Origin of the sequence: Echinicola pacifica DSM 19836 (assembly GCF_000373245.1) — a bacterium.
Classification (GTDB): Bacteria; Bacteroidota; Bacteroidia; order Cytophagales; family Cyclobacteriaceae; genus Echinicola; species Echinicola pacifica.
This window is the reverse complement of sequence record NZ_KB890754.1, coordinates 409,152-425,633: the sequence shown is the minus strand read 5'-3', so window position 1 is coordinate 425,633 and position 16,482 is coordinate 409,152. Positions and strand designations below refer to the sequence as shown.

The window sequence follows — 16,482 nt, the reverse complement described above, 5'->3', positions numbered from 1 at the left end:
TCTAGAAGATTGGGAGGTACATTTTGTTGAGGTAGATAATGGCCGAAAACACCAGGGTGATGGCCAGGTATAAACCCCATGCTTTCCATCCGTTGCGAAAGAGAAAAGCCAGCAATAGCAAGGTGGCCCAAAGCATAAAGCCCCCAAATCGCAAGGTGCTCAGCACATTTATATGATCCAGCCAATAGGCCAGCATCATGAATGCCGATACGGTCACTGCATATCCACCAATAAATCCCGCGGTAATCTTGGCGAACCGCTGGGAAAATGAAGTACTAAGGTATTTTTTGTTAGCCGGCATACTTATATCAATTCTATAATGAGGGAAAGAACAAGGCCGATGGCTAGCATTCTGCCTGTGACGATTTGCAATGGCGCGACAATCACCACTAAGCTCCCAACGGTCATCAGCAAAACGATAAAAGAAAAGATACCCGCTCCTAAGCCCAAACCTAGCACTGCCAATAAAGCGGCTACCAATAGACAAAAAACTCCTATTCCCTTTGCTAATTGGGGAGCACGTCTGGCAAAAGTCCTTATCGGTGAATGCCCACCAAGCTGTGCTTTCTGCGAGGTATAGTACAGGAATAGAAAACCTATAAGGACTATCAGTAGGGAGATCGTGTTCATTTCTTGATGGTGGTTTCACTTATTTGGCACAAATATAGAAGGCGGAAAAAACGATTGCAAGTTTATTTAGATTTAATTTAAATTAAGACTAGAATATTTATGGCTTTTAGGCTTAATAGAGAGGCTTTCATAAAGGCATGAGCCAAAAAGTAATAGAAGCCTCTCATAATACAAATGACTTTTCCGACTAAAATAAATGGATAGGGAATTGATGGAAAACTCAGAGCCAAGGGTGGCTGGTTAGGTTAAGATTCTGAAAAGCAATAAGGCTAAAGTTATGGAAGCTAAATTTAGGTCCAAAGAAAGTATGCTCCACCCTCAGCCCGACGGAGTGTTGCTTGGGGAGGCTTGCGTACTGGATTTATCAAAGGAGCAATTCCTCATATTCTGCGGAATTTAAACCTCCTTACAAATTGTTTCTCTTTGTTTATAGAACGAATATCAGGCTCAGAGAGGAATAGAAAGTTTAGAAAAGGCCAGCTAGCCCCAAAGCTAATAGATACTAAAAATTAGGTCTCCGATAAAAAATAGAGTACGGAAAGTGCGTTTGGGATCACTCAGTACTGAATCCTCAGACAGGCCACAAAAAGTGCATTAGATTTAATTGAAACTTAACAAGGCCTTATTGATTGGCATAGAATTGACGGATATGCACCTCCACATTTTTAACGACGCCCTTATACCACTCAAAGCGTAGGAGTTCCTTTTCATGCTCCTCCAAAAAATAATTAGCAGGCAGGTTTTGTTTTACTTTCTCCTGAAGGTCGTACAGGCAGATGGAGGCACTTACCGAGATATTGAAGCTTTCTGTGAAGCCAGACATGGGAATATGGACCAGTCCATCACTTTTGGCAATTACCTCATCGCTCACGCCGGCATGCTCATTGCCAAACACCAGGGCGGTCTTCTCCGAGGGCTGGAGCTGATGAAGGGGCATGCTATCTCCGTGAGGGGAAGTGGCATAGATCTTATATCCCTCCTCACGGAGTTTTCCAAAGCAGGCATCCACTGCTGAATGCTCCTTTTCAGGCTCGTATTTATGAATATCCACCCATTGGGAAGCGCCCCGAACCACATATGGATTGACTTCATAGAGGTCCTTTTTTTCCATAATATGGATGTCCTGAACCCCAAAACAATCACAGGTGCGGATCACCGCACTAGCATTATGCGGCTTATAAATATCCTCTAGTACCACCGTAAAATAACGGGAACGCAAAGCCAGGACTTCCTCCATCCTGGCTTTTTTATGATCCGTCACATACTGTGATAAATAGTCTAATAATTTATGATCTATGGGCGAGTTTATCATTTGCCAAATAATCCAAGCTGATCCTTATCGTCCTCCTCCTCTTTGCTACTTAGGTCTATCGTCGTTCCCACTTCCAGAGAATCATCCGCAGCTTTTTGGGGTTCTTCTTTTTTGATAGGTTCTAGGAGTTTTATGCTTTTGACCATATGAGAGGTCAGTCTGTTACCCACAGCTTTCCAGCCCTTCACATCGATAAGCATATCCAGATCGTACTCGACTTTTTCGGTCTCCTTATCCTTCTTAAGGGTCACTTCCACCTGCGGTTGTTTATGCGTGGATATGATATCCAGCGTCGATTTCCGATGATCGGAGATGAAGCTAAACTTCTTATTGGAAGTGCTGGTCTCCACATGGAATCGCTTCACATAGTGATTTTTACTTACGCCGTCGAAATAAATACAGGAAATTACCGCCTGAGGGTCAAATTTCTCGATCAACATCAGTGTATTGGTGTCATAGCGATTGGTGAGTTCGTAGCTCGTAAGCTCATAGCTGCCATCTTTATAGAAGGCGATGACCTTATCATCTCCCAGGAAATTACCGATCAGCTTCCCGCGCTCATCGGTATTGAGTCGGCCTACGGCCTCATCAAAATACACATCCAGTCCGCCAAGGGTAGAAACGCCTTCCATCTTCAGCTGTATCTTACGGATGGTATAGCGGCTGAGGATATTCCCTCCTGCCCCACGGCCTTTGATATCGATTTCCTTGAAGTCAAAATCAAACACCTTCACACGGGCTTTGCTTCCCTGAGTCAGGTAAACCGTCACGATCTCCGCCTCCCCATTGGCATTTGGGGTAAAGTACAGCACCTTGGAGCCTTTGGTTCCTTTGGTGAGCACATACTCCCGGTCTCTGGTGACACTGAGAATCTGGAATCTCTTTACCATGGCTCTGCCAGAAACGCCATCGAGGTAAATCATATTATAAACCATGCGCTCGTCACCTTTACGGAACACCGCCACATGAATGATGTCTTTGCCCACAAAAACCTTATCCTGAATTCTGGTCACCACACAGGTGCCATCCGACTTGAAGGCGATGATATCATCCAAATCCGAACAATCACAGATAAACTCATCTTTCTTCAGGCCATAGCCCACAAATCCATCTTTACGGTTTACATAGAGTTTGGCATTATTGGCAGCCACCACAGTGGCCTCAATGGTGTCGAATGTCCGAATCTCGGTCTTCCGTTCCCTGCCTTTTCCGTATTTCTTAAGTAGTTCCTTATAGAAGCTGATGGCATAGTCAGTGAGGTTTTGCAGGTGATGCTCCACTTCCTTGAGCTCATCTTCCAACTTCCGCATTAGCTCATCGGCTTTGAAACTATCAAACCTCGAGATCCTTTTAATTTTGATCTCTGTAAGCCTCACGATATCTTCTGTGGTAATGTCCCGGTAGAAGCTCGGCTTATAAGGGTCTAATCCCCGGTCGATGGTCTCTATGACCGACTCCCAGGTTTCGCACTCTTCTATATCTCTATATATTCGATTTTCGATAAATATCTTCTCCAGAGAGGAGAATAATATCTTCTCCATCAATTCCCCCTTGCGGATCTCCAGCTCTCTTTTCAGCAGTTCTTTGGTCTGCTGGGTATTATGAGCAAGAATTTCATTCACACCCATAAACACGGGCTTCTCGTTTACGATCACGCAGGCATTGGGCGAGATGGAGACCTCACAGTCAGTGAAGGCATATAGGGCATCGATGGTCATATCGGGAGATTGTCCCGGAGCCAGATAGACCTGAATTTCTACATCTTTGGCGGTATTATCTACCACCTTTTTGATCTTGATTTTCCCCTTATCGTTGGCCTTGATGATGGAGTCGATCACCGAGGTGGTGGTGGTCCCAAAAGGAATATCCTTGATCAGCAGGCTTTTGGAATCGCCTTCCTCTATTCTTGCACGCACTTTTATCCTTCCACCTCGCAGGCCTTCGTTATATTCCGAAAAATCTGCCAATCCCCCTGTCGGGAAATCAGGAAGTATATTTGATTTCTTTCCCTTCAATAAATCTATGGAGCTGCTGATGAGTTCACAGAAGTTATGCGGGAGGATCTTGGTGGATAGACCCACGGCGATTCCTTCCACCCCTTGAGCAAGGAGTAGTGGGAATTTCACTGGCAGGGTAACCGGCTCGCGTTTTCGACCATCATAGGATAGCTGCCACTCGGTGGTCTGGGGGTTAAATACCACCTCCAGCGCAAACTTGGAAAGTCTGGCTTCAATATATCGGGCGGCGGCGGCACCATCACCGGTACGGATGTCCCCCCAGTTTCCCTGAGTTTCGATCAGCAGCTCCTTCTGTCCTATATGGACGATGGCATCACTGATCGAGGCATCCCCATGCGGGTGATACTGCATGGTCTGCCCGATGATATTGGCCACCTTATTGAAGCGGCCATCATCCATCTCTTTCATGGCGTGAAGGATTCTTCGCTGTACTGGCTTGAATCCATCATCGATCGCAGGCACTGCCCGCTCCAAAATCACATAAGAAGCATAGTCCAAAAACCATGATTGGTACATTTCACTTACCGGTACGGACTCGTGTAATGCATCACCATTGAGGTTTTCTTCTGGAGTATTATCTATTTCACTCATAATTTAAATTTCGTTTTTCGATGCCCATTTCCGATTGCAGAGCGCCACTATTTAGGCTGCTTCTGTCTCCTCCTTATCCTTTGCTTTCTTAGGATCATCCACGATATCCTTCTCCACTTTTAGGCGATCAATAATAAAGTTCTGTCTGTGAGGGGTATTTTTACCCATAAAGAAGGACAGTAAATCAGCTATCTTGGTATCCTTCTTTAAGATGATGGGCTCCAGACGGATATCTTCCCCAATGAAGCCTCCAAACTCGTCGGGAGAAATCTCCCCTAAGCCCTTAAATCGGGTGATCTCAGGTTTATTTCCCAGCTTCGCAATTGCATTACGTCGCTCCTCATCAGAATAGCAATAAATAGTTTCCTTCTTATTCCTCACACGAAACAGAGGCGTATCAAGAATGTATAAGTGCCCATTTTTCACCAAATCAGGAAAAAACTGCAGAAAATAAGTCATGATCAGCAGGCGAATGTGCATCCCATCCACATCGGCATCTGTCGCTATGACGATCTTCCTATACCGCAGAGACTCGATGCCATCCTCAATATTCAGGGCATGCTGGAGAAGGTTAAATTCCTCGTTTTCATACACCACCTTTTTGGTCATCCCAAAGCAGTTTAGGGGTTTTCCTCGCAAGGAAAACACCGCCTGGGTCTGCACATCTCTGGACTTGGTGATGGATCCTGAGGCGGAATCGCCTTCAGTAATGAAGAGCATGGTGTTATTTTTGGCCTCCTCATTGGCTTTTGGATCATCGTAATGCACGCGACAATCCCTCAGCTTTTTATTATGTAGGTTAGCTTTTTTGGCTCTTTCATTTGCCAGTTTCTTGATGCCGGAGATTTCCTTTCTTTCTCGTTCTGATTGAAGGATTCTCTTCAGCATGGCATTGGCGGTATCTGGATTTTTGTGAAGGTAATTATCAAGTTCTGTTTTGATAAAATCATTCACAAAGGTTCTCAGCGTTGGACCGTCAGGTCCTACACTATGTGATCCTAGCTTAGTTTTGGTCTGCGACTCAAACACTGGCTCCTGAACCCGCACGGCTATGGCTCCGGCAATACTCTGACGGATATCAGAAGCATCGTAATCTTTCTTATAAAATTCCCGTATGGCTCGCACCAGTGCTTCTCTAAAAGCGGCTAGGTGGGTACCTCCCTGAGTAGTATATTGCCCGTTGACGAAGGAATAATATTCTTCTCCATACTGGTTGGTATGAGTAAGCGCCATCTCGATATCCTCGCCTTTGAGGTGGATAATCGGGTACCGCTCACTGTCATCATCCAATCTTCTGTCCAGGAGATCATGAAGCCCCTTATCAGAGAAGAATTTCTTTCCGTTATAGTTGACCGTCAGGCCTGCGTTCAGAAAGGCATAGTTCCAGATCTGATTTTCGAGGTATTCGGGGATAAAATGATAATTCTTAAATACGCTGGAGTCTGGGCTAAAGACGATCTTAGTCCCATTTCTCTCCGAAGTACTGGTAATCGGGCGGTCTTCTATAAGCTCTCCTTTTTCGAATACCGCCACCTTAGTTTGTCCATCACGGTAAGACTGGACTTTGAAATTTTCAGAAAGGGCATTGACTGCCTTGGTACCCACGCCATTTAGCCCTACGGACTTTTGGAAGGCACCGGAATCATACTTCCCTCCCGTATTAATCTTGGATACACAGTCTATCACTTTCCCCAAAGGGATGCCTCGACCATAATCCCTCACCTCTACCTTATGCTCAGAAATCTTCACTTCGATGGTCCTGCCGTAACCCATCATATGCTCATCTATACTATTATCGAGGACTTCCTTCACCAGCACATAAATCCCATCATCCTGGGCGCTGCCATCTCCAAGCTTCCCGATATACATCCCTGGTCGGAGCCTGATATGCTCCTTCCAGTCAAGCGACCTAATACTATCTTCGGTATATTGAACGTTTTTTTCTGCCATGATTAGCGGTTATTTTTTCTCCTTGTCAAACTTCACTTACGATCTTACCTCCTGCAACTTGCGGGATAGAATGATAAAAAGCATAATGATCCAAACCACAAATAAAACAGGTAATAGATATAATCCAAATTCAAACGGCTCGCCGGTCTCATCGGCCACACCATTCAGCTGATGGACGAATACCGACACCACGACAATACTGAAGTTTACCACCGTCACAAAGGAGTAAATCCAGCCTAGGATATATTCACGAAGTACATCTCCTTTCGGGAATAAACGCTTCATATTGAAGGAGGCGCCGCTTTCTATGAGCTTGGCGGGGATGATCAGGATCACATTGAGCAGAATAAACAGCCCTATGCCTATATAAAAAAAGGTGTTCCTTGAGATTAATTGAAGGGGGTTTCCTTCTGTATCTATCTTCAGCTTGACCATCTCTGGCAAGGCGGCGTAGATGTATAAGAAAATAACAATAAATGCCAATACTGACAATAAATGGAATGCTTTTGCAAATCGTTGAATCATAAATGCGAATTTTAAACCGCTAATATAAGAGTTATGATGGTACAATACTTTTATCTGAGCCATTAGATTTTGACTTCCTCCCTCCCAACATCGCTAAGAAGCTGAAATTAAAGCCATTTTGATTCCAGCCTCTCCCCCCAAACATTTCTCCCATCTCACTCATTCTTCCATGGCCCTCATCAAAATCCAGCATACGCATACTTTTTAGCGACAGATAATTGGTGTATAGTGACTTCTTGTCCTACCTTTGAGACGAAAAGAAAAACAGACCAATGAAATTCAAATTAGTTTTTATCCTCTTGATCAGTTGTCTCTGCCTTAATCAGTCCTGCGTCAGAAAACTAGATACTGGAAATATCGATCTTGAAAAATGGAAATCAGATCGCTATGGTTGTCGAGGGTTGAGATTAGAGCAGCTGGAAGAAATCAAGCATATAAAAAATAATTTCCTGGAAGCCACCAATCAGGAGTTGATTGTCACCTTTGGGAGGCCCGACCGCGTGGAGCTGCTTAATAAGAGTCAGAGTTTCTTCTTTTACTTTCTGGAACCGTCCTCGAGCTGTGATGGGGTAGAAATAGAAAAAGAACCCCTAAAGGTTCTCTTTCGATTAAATGCTATCAATAGAGTGAGCGAAGTCACAATTAGTACATTAGATCCCTAAGGCTAGAAGCATAAAGCTGCTGCACCCAGAGTACCAGCATTATTACCTAAGGTGGCTTTCTGAAGCTGCACCTCCTGGGTATAATAGCGGGTCAGGTATTGGCGAACGGTCTTCTCCAGTGCTGGCATCATAAATTCCAGTCCTGCAGATATTCCACCGCCAAAGTACACCTCGTTGATATCCAGGATTCGGATGGTGCTTACGATGGCCTCGCCAAGGATGTCGCCCACTTCTTCAAAAGTCAGTAGTGAAACTTCATTTCCCTCCCTTGCGGTATCCACCAGCAGGTGCGTACCGAGTTCCTGATCCCTCAGTCTTCCGATTTTTTCCGGATAGGCATTGACCATTCTTTCGAGGATGTTCAATATGCCATTACGACCTACCAAGGTCTCCAAACGGGCATTGCCTCGGGAAAGCATATGTCCCATTTCCATGGCATTACCACGGGCTCCCTTGAAGATTTCCCCATCGATCACTGCCGCAGAGCCTATGCCTGTGCCCATGGTGATGAAAAGGAAATTTGGAGATGGTTTGGAAGAGGCAAATTTATACTCGCCCATTGCAGCGGCAGAGGCGTCATTTTCTAGACAGAATGACTTATCTGGATACTGCTCCAATAAGGCCGCTTTGAGATTAAATCCATCCAAAGCAGGGATGGCTGGTATCTCCAGCGTGGTGGTCCGCTCCTTATTAATAAGGCCTGGCAGACCAATACCCACCTTTTGGATATCTGGATACTTCTTTAGGTATTTGCCAATTACCTCCACAAAGCAGGCATTAAAGCCCTTTGGGTCTTCACGGTAAGAGGTGGTATCTTCCTTATCAAAAGAAACAATCTCCCCTTGCAGGCTCACTTTTCCTATTTTGAGATGGGTACCTCCTACGTCCACTCCCAAAAAGTGCTCTTGTTGATTATTCATGGTTTAAGGTTTTAATAGGTTTTGAATCGTAAAATAGCAAACGAAATGCTTTACTTCCTAAATTCTTTGGAAAAGTCTTGAAAGATTTCATACACTGCGGGGCATACCAGGGTGTTTTGTAGCGTCAAACCCAATATGCCATGCATGTTTTTACGATTGGTATGTGGGTATTCCCTGCAGGCCTTTGGGCGGGCCTCATAGACAAAACACTTATTGTCCTCTCCCAGAAATGGGCAGGGCGACTGATGCAGCACATAGTCTCCTTCATCATCACGATAAAGGTATTGGTCTATAAATTCCGATGGCTTTAGTCTTAGCTTTTTTGCCAGCCTATCGATATCCGTCTGGATAAATATCGGGCTGGTGGTTTTGCAGCAATTGGCACATGTCAGGCAATCCATTCGCTTAAATTGCTCCTCATGGGCTGTCTCAAATTTCTGATCCAGCATTTTAGGCTTCACCTTGCGCAGGCGAGCCCTTAGTTTCTTATGAGCAGGAAAATCCGACTGGGATTTGTCCTTAAAATTATCAAGATCAAATTGCTCCAAAACCTATTTTTTTCATTATTCCAGTTAAATAATACCAAATATCATATGGATTATACCAAAATTATTGTATTTTAGTAGGTATCCATAAACCCAAGAGACCATGAAAATGCATCCAAATGAATTGTTCTTCTATTACACGCCCGGTCAAAGCATCGACAAGCAGGCCAGGGCGTATGCGCGATCGGTGTCGCGGTATGTAAATGAAATTAATATCGAAAAGGAGAAAATCACCACCACAGGATGGCGAACTATTCTGGACAAGCTTCATCTACGAGCAAAAGACCTGCTCAACCGTGCTCATCCAGAATATCAAATCCATATCGCCGGCAAAACCTGGGATGAAGAAAGCTGGCTTCATATCCTGGTGAAATATCCTCATCTCATCAAAGCCCCTATCGCCATCAAACGCGACAAAGCGGTGCTCTGCATCAAACCAGGAGAGATCTTTAAGCTTAATTAGTCCACTAAGCTAATTCCATCTTCCTTGATGACAATCTTGCGAGCTTTATATAGTTGCCCAATTGATTGTTTAAAGTGTTTTTTACTCATCCCAAGAATGCTTTTAATTTCCTCAGGGGATGATTTATCATGTAGGGGCAGGAATTGATTGTCTTTAAGGGCATCAAGGATTTTTTCTGCCCCTTCTTCATATTTCTGCCGCCCGATCGGCGTTAGCTGTAAATCCAACTTTCCATCTTCACGGCGCTTCTTGACAAAGGCCTTCACATGATCTCCAGTGCTTACTCCTGTGAAAGTCTCGTTGCCATAGATCAGTCCCTCGTAATGCTGGTTGATCAGCGCCTTAAACCCTAGGTCAGTCCGCTCAAAAATCAAGGCTTCCACTTCCTGACCTTCTTCAAAGCCCTCCGTATCCGCAAGGACAAAGTCCTGGTATTTAGACACGCCTATCAAGCGATTGGTTCTATAATCCACACAAACCATGACCAGATAGCTTTCGCCTTCTTTCATGGGCTTCCCCATCTCTGATACGGGCACGAAAAGGTCCTTTGGTAATCCCCAATCCATAAATGCCCCAATTGCCGCCACCTGCTTCACAGGCATCACCGCAAACTCATCCAATAAAGCTACAGGGCGATTGGTCACCGCCACCAAGCGGTCCTCACTATCCGTATAGATAAAAACTTCCTTCTCGTCTCCCTCTTTTTCCTCCCCATTCAGGTAGCCTTGAGGTAGCAATACTTCCTGTCCTTCGGACAAAGTAAGGTAAGCCCCATGGGCCGTAAAACGACTGATCGGTAAAACTGTTATCCTACCAAGTTCTTTGATAATTTCCATAAGGCACAAAGTTAGCTAAATATTGAACACCCTCCACCCTGACGGGCAATTTCGTTTGCATTATTACGATGACCTCCATATGCAAGGATGTTTCCAGCCTTTATAAAATTAAATTTGGATCATCATTAGCCCAGCCACAAGTAATTTCCCTGCATATAGCTTCCAGATTTCACTTGTCCGATGGATGAAATTCCTGAATAATCATGCCAGCAAGGACCGCACCGCGGTAGCGGAAATACAGAGAAGCTTTTTTAACCTATATTCATAGAAGTCATTCCTTTAAAAATAACCTAAGCATTAAGCTTCATCCATTTTTAATTTATATTTTGTCATCTCTGAATCGCTAAACCCAATTAAAATGAAAAATATAACCGTTATAGGCTCAGGAACGATGGGAAATGGTATTGCCCATGTGCTGGCGCAATATAATTTCTCCGTCAGCTTATATGATATTAATGAAGCAGCACTGGAAAAAGCCCTGCTGACCATTGGCAAAAACCTGGATCGACAAATTGATAAAGGAAAACTACCTTCCTCCCAAAAGCAATCGATCTTAGGCAAAATCCAGACCTATACCTCCCTGGAGGAGTCCCTAAAGACCGCAGATATGGTCATCGAAGCGACAACGGAAAATGAAGAGCTTAAGCTTAACCTTTTTCGACAGATGGATCAGGCCTGTCCTGCACATTGCCTATTGGCCACCAATACCTCCTCAATCTCCATCACTAAGATCGCTAGTGTCACCTCACGGCCTGGGAAGGTCATCGGCATGCACTTTATGAATCCTGTGCCCATTATGCCCTTGGTAGAGGTGATCTCAGGATATGGTACCACTAAGGATACGCTCAGCACAGTCATGAGCCTAGCCAAAAACCTAGGGAAGAGCCCCGTAATGGTAAATGATTACCCGGGATTCATCGCCAACCGCATCCTGATGCCCATGATCAATGAGGCGATTTATAGCCTCTACGAAGGAGTGGCAGGCGTGGAAGAGATCGATCAGGTGATGAAAATGGGAATGGCCCACCCAATGGGACCGCTCCAATTAGCCGATTTTATTGGGCTCGATGTCTGCCTATTTATTCTGAAGGTGATGCAGTCGGGTTTTGGAAACCCTAAATATGCCCCTTGTCCCTTATTGGTGAATATGGTGGCCGCAGGAAGCACGGGCGCCAAAGCAGGTGAGGGATTTTATACCTATTCCCCAAATAGTAAGGAGCTTATTGTATCTCCACGCTTCCGCCGTCAATAAGTTCATAAACTCAGCACACCAAATAAAAGCACTTAATCAAGGCTATTTAAGCAGAGAAATCCGTAGTTTCGTGGGATAAAATAGATAAAACCATTATTTATGCATATTGCTATTTCAGGAAATATTGGCTGTGGCAAGACCACATTGACGAACAAACTCGCCAAACATTATGGATGGGAAGTGGAATTGGAGGATGTAGAGGACAACCCTTACCTCGAGGATTTCTATGCTGACATGAAAAAATGGTCCTTCCATCTACAAATCTATTTCCTCAATAGCCGCTTTAATCAAATTAAAAATATAAAGGCGGCAAACTACTCCACTGTACAGGATCGCACCATCTATGAGGATGCATATATTTTCGCCTCCAACCTCTATGAATCAGGTAACTTTGAGGAGCGCGATTATCAGAATTACCTCAATTTATTTCACTCCATGACGGAGTTTGTCGAAGCCCCTGACCTGCTGATCTACCTTCGGGCAGATATCCCCAAACTGGTAAGCCAAATCGCCAAAAGAGGCCGCGACTATGAAAGTAGTATCAGCATTAATTACCTGAAAAATCTCAACCAACATTATGAGGATTGGATCAGCCAATACGATAAGGGCAAATTATTAATTGTTGATGTAAACAATATGGATTTTGTGGCCAATACAGAGGACTTTAGCTTCATCGTAAACCAAATAGACCGGGAGATCAACGGGCTATTCTCCTAAGCTTTTCTGCCTAAAATAGGAGGGCAAAAAATGATTCCTCAGCTTCCAGTCTATTAGTCCAAGGGCAAATTGCCCCTAACTACTGCCAATCTCTTAAGATCAGAATATTAGATGGTTTTTCTTTGCAGCCAAGCTATAATGGCCTGATGCTGCTCTTCTTTAGGCTGCACCAAAAGTTGGTCAATTTTCTTGAGACTCCCACCATACATGATGGTTTCATACATAGGAATACGGACCATCTTATACCCATGCAAGCGAGTCAGCAGGTCATATTGAGCGTCATTATAGGCATTCAGCCTCCAGCCTGGCGCTCCAACACCTCCCAAATCCCCCGGCTCTGATGGCTGCCCGAAGCATTTTTTGGCAATTGGCGGTCCATTCCATACACGCTCCGCCATGCCGGATTTTAAGCAATCACGCTCATAAGTCCGGCAAAGGCGCTTATAGCTGGCTAGCCAGGAATAGGTAAATACCTCATACATGCTGGTCTTGAAAGTTCCTGCACGGTACCGGTTAAAGTGCACAGCATCATCATATACGAAAAGAAAACCATGGATCTTAAAATCAAATTTCATCCGATCCAGTAATTTTGCTTCTCCTTCTCCACCCAGCTGATGGTACAGCTCGCCTAATAAGCTTTTCGCCCTATCATCCAATAAGCGCGGATTTACCTCCAACTTATAATCCTCTTCTACGTCTATGCCATTAGCCACTAATATCTCGACCAAATTGGCTACTTTCAAATGATGCACACTTCTTAAATTAAATTTCTAACTACTCCTAAATCACACTTAGCCACAATCCCCTCACCAAAAATGTGCGATCAATAGGCCTTCCCCTCTCTCTGCATTTTATATTTCTATTCCTCCAACATTCTTTCTTTCAGGTTCCCCTTAGAACCCGGAAAGGTGGTTCTGCTGGATATATCCCAGCCTATTAGCAGCATTATAATTAGAAAAATAATACTGACCACCAGAAATATTTTTTTCTTTGTTTTCATATTGCATTCTTTTCAGCTATTTTTCTTCGAAATTTCACCAAAATTAAGTGAAAGATAACAGTAAAAAAAGGCGATATTTACTAAATTAAATCAATACTACCCTACATTAAGGAATAAGCCCTAAGCACATCACCTTGGAATCAAGTCAATATATTACTATCCCAACTCATAAGCTATGTACCAGATTATAAACAAAGATGTAATCTATCAATTTTTAGGGGAAGACCCGGATTTAATTAAACCGATGCTTGAGATGATACTCAACAACAGCCTCCCGGAGCTGGAACAACTCGATGAGCTCTATGAAAATGGGGACTATGAATCGGTAAGAATAAAGGTGCATAAAGCCAAATCCGCGATGGGATATGTGGGTGCTCAACAGACACGGCAATTATTATTGGAAATAGAAAAAGGGGTAAAGGAAGTCTATCCAGAAAAAAATGCTCAGTTAAAAAGTGAGCTAGAGATCGTGAGGCAGGAAGTACAGCAGTTTATTTCTGAAATATAAACAAACGAATAGCCGTTCACCCAATAATTCTTGCACTTGAAGAGCTACTTTTACATCTTGGGAAAAAATCCCAAATATGAAAAAAACGTACCTGTTAAGCTTTTTTACTTTTTTACTAATATTCACCGCCGCTGCCCAGCAATCCAGCCTGAGTGTTCGTAAAATCATGCAAGACCCCAAGTGGATGGGCACCTACCCCTCCCAAGTGCAATGGAGTGAAGATGGTCAAACCATCTACTTCAAATACAATCTTGAAAATGATCCCGCTGATTCCTTATATAAAATAGAGATTCGCAATGCCGGCGCCATCGTCAAGGTAAAGCCTGAGGAAGAAAATAATCTCATTCCCTCCCAAGCCCTTGAGAATAGGGAGGGAACGAAGAAAATCTATACGAAAGATGGCAGCCTCTACCTTTATGAGAACAAGAAGCAAAAAGAAACCCTACTCTTGCAACTAAGCGAACGCATCTCCCAGCCTCAATTCCTAAATGAGGAGGAGCTCATTAGTTTTCAGCTCAGCCAAAACCTCTTCACTTACCATCTTCAAACCGGGCAAATCCGGCAGCTTACCCATATCAACTCAGGAAAATCTCCGGAGAAGACCGCCAAAAAGGTGGAAGAAAAAGAAGAGTGGTTAGCAACAGAAAACAAAAGCTTGCTGGAGATCGTACGTGAGCGAGCGGGCAATAAGGAGGCCAGCAAAGCCTATAGAGAGGCCATAAAATCCAAATCACCCTATAAATATTATACAGGAGATCAAAGAGTCCAAGGCTTGCAACTGTCGCCCAAGGCTGATTATGCCACCTTCATACTCTCTAGCCCGGCTGAAGAGCCACAAAAAACCTTCGTGCCAGACTATACTGACCTGTCCGGATATACCAAGGCCTTGGATACCCGCTCCAAGGTGGGTCAAGAACCTCGTAGCATGCAGCTCGCAATCTATGACCTGAAGAATGACACCGTATATTTGGCAAAATCAGAAAACCTCTCAGGAATCACTGATCAGCCTGATTATATCAAGGATTACCCAGAAATAGAATGGACCAAAGAAGTAAGAAAAACATTTCCTTCCAGCCCTATATTTAATAAAAACGGGCAGGCAATAGTAAACTACCGATCTGCAGACAATAAGGATCGATGGATCGCCTTATTGGACTTGCCTACCGGCGATCTTAAGGTGCTCGATCGCCAGCGAGATGAAGCCTGGGTGGCAGGTCCGGGAATTGGCTATACCTTTGGCGGCGGCACCCTGGGCTGGCTGCCAGACCAGCAGCATATCTATTTCCAATCTGAGGAATCCGGATACAGTCATCTGTACCTTTATGATATCGGCACGGAGCAAAAAACAGCCTTGACCAAAGGAGAATTTGAGGTCTTTTCGCCTCAGCTTTCCAAGGACGAGAAATATTGGTATTTCAGCTCCTCGGAGGTAGGCCCTGGAGAGCGTCATTTTTATAGAATGCCGGTATTAGGTGGTGAGAAGGTGAAATTGACGCAAATGGAAGGCAGCAATCAGGTGACGATGTCCCCTGACGAGAAGCATCTGGCCATTCTCTATAGCAGCAGCAACCGCCCTTGGGAATTGTATCTAAAAGAAAATAAAGCCAAGAGTAACGCTACAAAACTCACTGCGGGGCAGTCGGAGGAATTTCAGGAATATGACTGGCGCAAACCAGAGAATATCACCTTTGAAGCCTCGGATGGAGAGGCCGTCCATGCAAGGCTTTACCGCCCGGAGCAGGCCAGCAAGAATGGTGCAGCAGTGATCTTCGTTCATGGTGCCGGCTACCTGCAGAATGCCCATAAATGGTGGTCCAGCTATTTTAGAGAATATATGTTCCATAACTTACTTTGCGACCTGGGATATACCGTATTGGATATCGATTACCGAGGTAGTGCTGGATATGGTAGAGATTGGCGAACGGGCATCTATCGTCATATGGGGGGCAAGGACCTCTCCGACCATATCGATGGGGCAAAATTCCTTGCGGATACCGAAGGTGTTGATACCGAGCGAATCGGAATCTATGGAGGAAGCTATGGCGGCTTCATCACACTCATGGCATTATTTACCAGCCCCGATGTCTTTAAGGCAGGTGCTGCGCTAAGGTCTGTTACGGATTGGGCGCACTATAATCACGGCTATACCTCCAATATCCTCAATGAACCGACAAAAGACCCCTTGGCTTACAAACGATCTTCACCCATTTACTTTGCCGAAGGCCTAAAAAACCATCTGCTGATCGCCCATGGCATGATCGATGTCAATGTGCACTTTCAGGATGTAGTCCGCCTGTCACAAAGGCTTATAGAATTGGAAAAAGACAATTGGGAAATGGCCGTTTACCCTGTGGAAGACCATGGATTTGTGGAGCCTAGCAGTTGGACCGATGAATATTCCCGAATACTTAAGCTATTTAATCAAACCCTCCTGGAGAAATAAATAGCCCAATACCCTTCTCCAATTTAGAGGCTAGTCATTTGGCTGCTTATCAAATGGAGCTTACCCATGTAGGCTCCATTTTTTTATTCTTAAACCTAAGCCCAGGCTAT

17 protein-coding genes are annotated in these 16,482 nt (G+C 44.3%); 6 read left to right on the top strand and 11 right to left on the bottom strand.

Annotation, left to right across the window (positions count from 1 at the left end; translation table 11 throughout):
* Position 1 precedes the first annotated feature (1 nt).
* From B050_RS0115770 to B050_RS23475, 7 genes are all read right to left on the bottom strand, one after another.
* The gene (locus B050_RS0115770; RefSeq protein ID WP_018474912.1) at positions 2-301 is read right to left on the bottom strand and encodes a hypothetical protein; all 300 of its coding nucleotides are present in this window, start codon (positions 299-301) and stop codon (positions 2-4) included.
* 2 nt (positions 302-303) lie between these two features.
* Positions 304-630 (bottom strand): hypothetical protein, encoded by a 327-nt coding sequence (locus B050_RS0115765; RefSeq protein ID WP_018474911.1) that lies wholly within the window; start codon positions 628-630, stop codon positions 304-306.
* A 622-nt stretch (positions 631-1,252) separates the two neighbouring features.
* Positions 1,253-1,942 carry a TrmH family RNA methyltransferase gene (locus B050_RS0115760; RefSeq protein ID WP_018474910.1) on the bottom strand — a complete coding sequence of 230 codons (690 nt, stop codon included), beginning with the start codon at positions 1,940-1,942 and terminating at the stop codon, positions 1,253-1,255.
* Positions 1,939-4,551, bottom strand: coding sequence for a DNA gyrase/topoisomerase IV subunit A (locus B050_RS0115755; protein ID WP_018474909.1), 2,613 nt, complete (start codon positions 4,549-4,551; stop codon positions 1,939-1,941). The genes B050_RS0115760 and B050_RS0115755 overlap by 4 nt, the downstream gene beginning before the upstream one ends.
* Before the next feature lie 51 nt (positions 4,552-4,602).
* Positions 4,603-6,501: a DNA topoisomerase IV subunit B gene (locus B050_RS0115750; RefSeq protein WP_018474908.1), complete on the bottom strand. Its 1,899-nt coding sequence runs from the start codon at positions 6,499-6,501 to the stop codon at positions 4,603-4,605.
* A gap of 36 nt (positions 6,502-6,537) precedes the next feature.
* Positions 6,538-7,026, bottom strand: coding sequence for a hypothetical protein (locus tag B050_RS0115745; protein WP_018474907.1), 489 nt, complete (start codon positions 7,024-7,026; stop codon positions 6,538-6,540).
* A 31-nt stretch (positions 7,027-7,057) separates the two neighbouring features.
* Positions 7,058-7,219, bottom strand: coding sequence for a hypothetical protein (locus B050_RS23475; RefSeq protein ID WP_018474906.1), 162 nt, complete (start codon positions 7,217-7,219; stop codon positions 7,058-7,060).
* 79 nt (positions 7,220-7,298) lie between these two features.
* On the opposite strand from B050_RS23475, the gene B050_RS0115735 reads away from it, so the two are divergent.
* Positions 7,299-7,688, top strand: a complete 390-nt coding sequence (locus B050_RS0115735; RefSeq protein WP_018474905.1) for a hypothetical protein — start codon at positions 7,299-7,301, stop codon at positions 7,686-7,688.
* A 2-nt stretch (positions 7,689-7,690) separates the two neighbouring features.
* On the opposite strand, the gene B050_RS0115730 is transcribed toward B050_RS0115735, so the two are convergent.
* Positions 7,691-8,608 carry an ROK family protein gene (locus tag B050_RS0115730; protein ID WP_018474904.1) on the bottom strand — a complete coding sequence of 306 codons (918 nt, stop codon included), beginning with the start codon at positions 8,606-8,608 and terminating at the stop codon, positions 7,691-7,693.
* A gap of 50 nt (positions 8,609-8,658) precedes the next feature.
* Positions 8,659-9,156: a YkgJ family cysteine cluster protein gene (locus B050_RS0115725; RefSeq protein ID WP_026235941.1), complete on the bottom strand. Its 498-nt coding sequence runs from the start codon at positions 9,154-9,156 to the stop codon at positions 8,659-8,661.
* 100 nt (positions 9,157-9,256) lie between these two features.
* Between B050_RS0115725 and B050_RS0115720 the strand changes: the two genes are divergently transcribed.
* On the top strand, positions 9,257-9,616 hold the full coding sequence (locus tag B050_RS0115720; protein WP_018474901.1) for an arsenate reductase family protein: 360 nt from the start codon (positions 9,257-9,259) through the stop codon (positions 9,614-9,616).
* Here the strand turns inward: B050_RS0115720 and B050_RS0115715 are convergent.
* Positions 9,613-10,443, bottom strand: a complete 831-nt coding sequence (locus B050_RS0115715; RefSeq protein ID WP_026235940.1) for a CvfB family protein — start codon at positions 10,441-10,443, stop codon at positions 9,613-9,615. The genes B050_RS0115720 and B050_RS0115715 overlap by 4 nt on opposite strands.
* 367 nt (positions 10,444-10,810) lie before the next feature.
* Between B050_RS0115715 and B050_RS0115705 the strand changes: the two genes are divergently transcribed.
* Together B050_RS0115705 and B050_RS0115700 are read left to right on the top strand one after the other, a co-directional pair.
* On the top strand, positions 10,811-11,704 hold the full coding sequence (locus B050_RS0115705) for a 3-hydroxyacyl-CoA dehydrogenase family protein (RefSeq protein WP_026235939.1): 894 nt from the start codon (positions 10,811-10,813) through the stop codon (positions 11,702-11,704).
* Positions 11,705-11,803: 99 nt separating this feature from the next.
* On the top strand, positions 11,804-12,421 hold the full coding sequence (locus tag B050_RS0115700) for a deoxynucleoside kinase (protein ID WP_018474898.1): 618 nt from the start codon (positions 11,804-11,806) through the stop codon (positions 12,419-12,421).
* 107 nt (positions 12,422-12,528) lie between these two features.
* On the opposite strand, the gene B050_RS0115695 is transcribed toward B050_RS0115700, so the two are convergent.
* On the bottom strand, positions 12,529-13,173 hold the full coding sequence (locus B050_RS0115695; RefSeq protein ID WP_018474897.1) for a DUF7255 family protein: 645 nt from the start codon (positions 13,171-13,173) through the stop codon (positions 12,529-12,531).
* A 501-nt stretch (positions 13,174-13,674) separates the two neighbouring features.
* On the opposite strand from B050_RS0115695, the gene B050_RS0115685 reads away from it, so the two are divergent.
* Together B050_RS0115685 and B050_RS0115680 are read left to right on the top strand one after the other, a co-directional pair.
* Positions 13,675-13,929 carry an Hpt domain-containing protein gene (locus B050_RS0115685; RefSeq protein WP_229802455.1) on the top strand — a complete coding sequence of 85 codons (255 nt, stop codon included), beginning with the start codon at positions 13,675-13,677 and terminating at the stop codon, positions 13,927-13,929.
* A gap of 76 nt (positions 13,930-14,005) precedes the next feature.
* Positions 14,006-16,372, top strand: coding sequence for a S9 family peptidase (locus B050_RS0115680; protein ID WP_018474894.1), 2,367 nt, complete (start codon positions 14,006-14,008; stop codon positions 16,370-16,372).
* Positions 16,373-16,482: the final 110 nt, after the last annotated feature.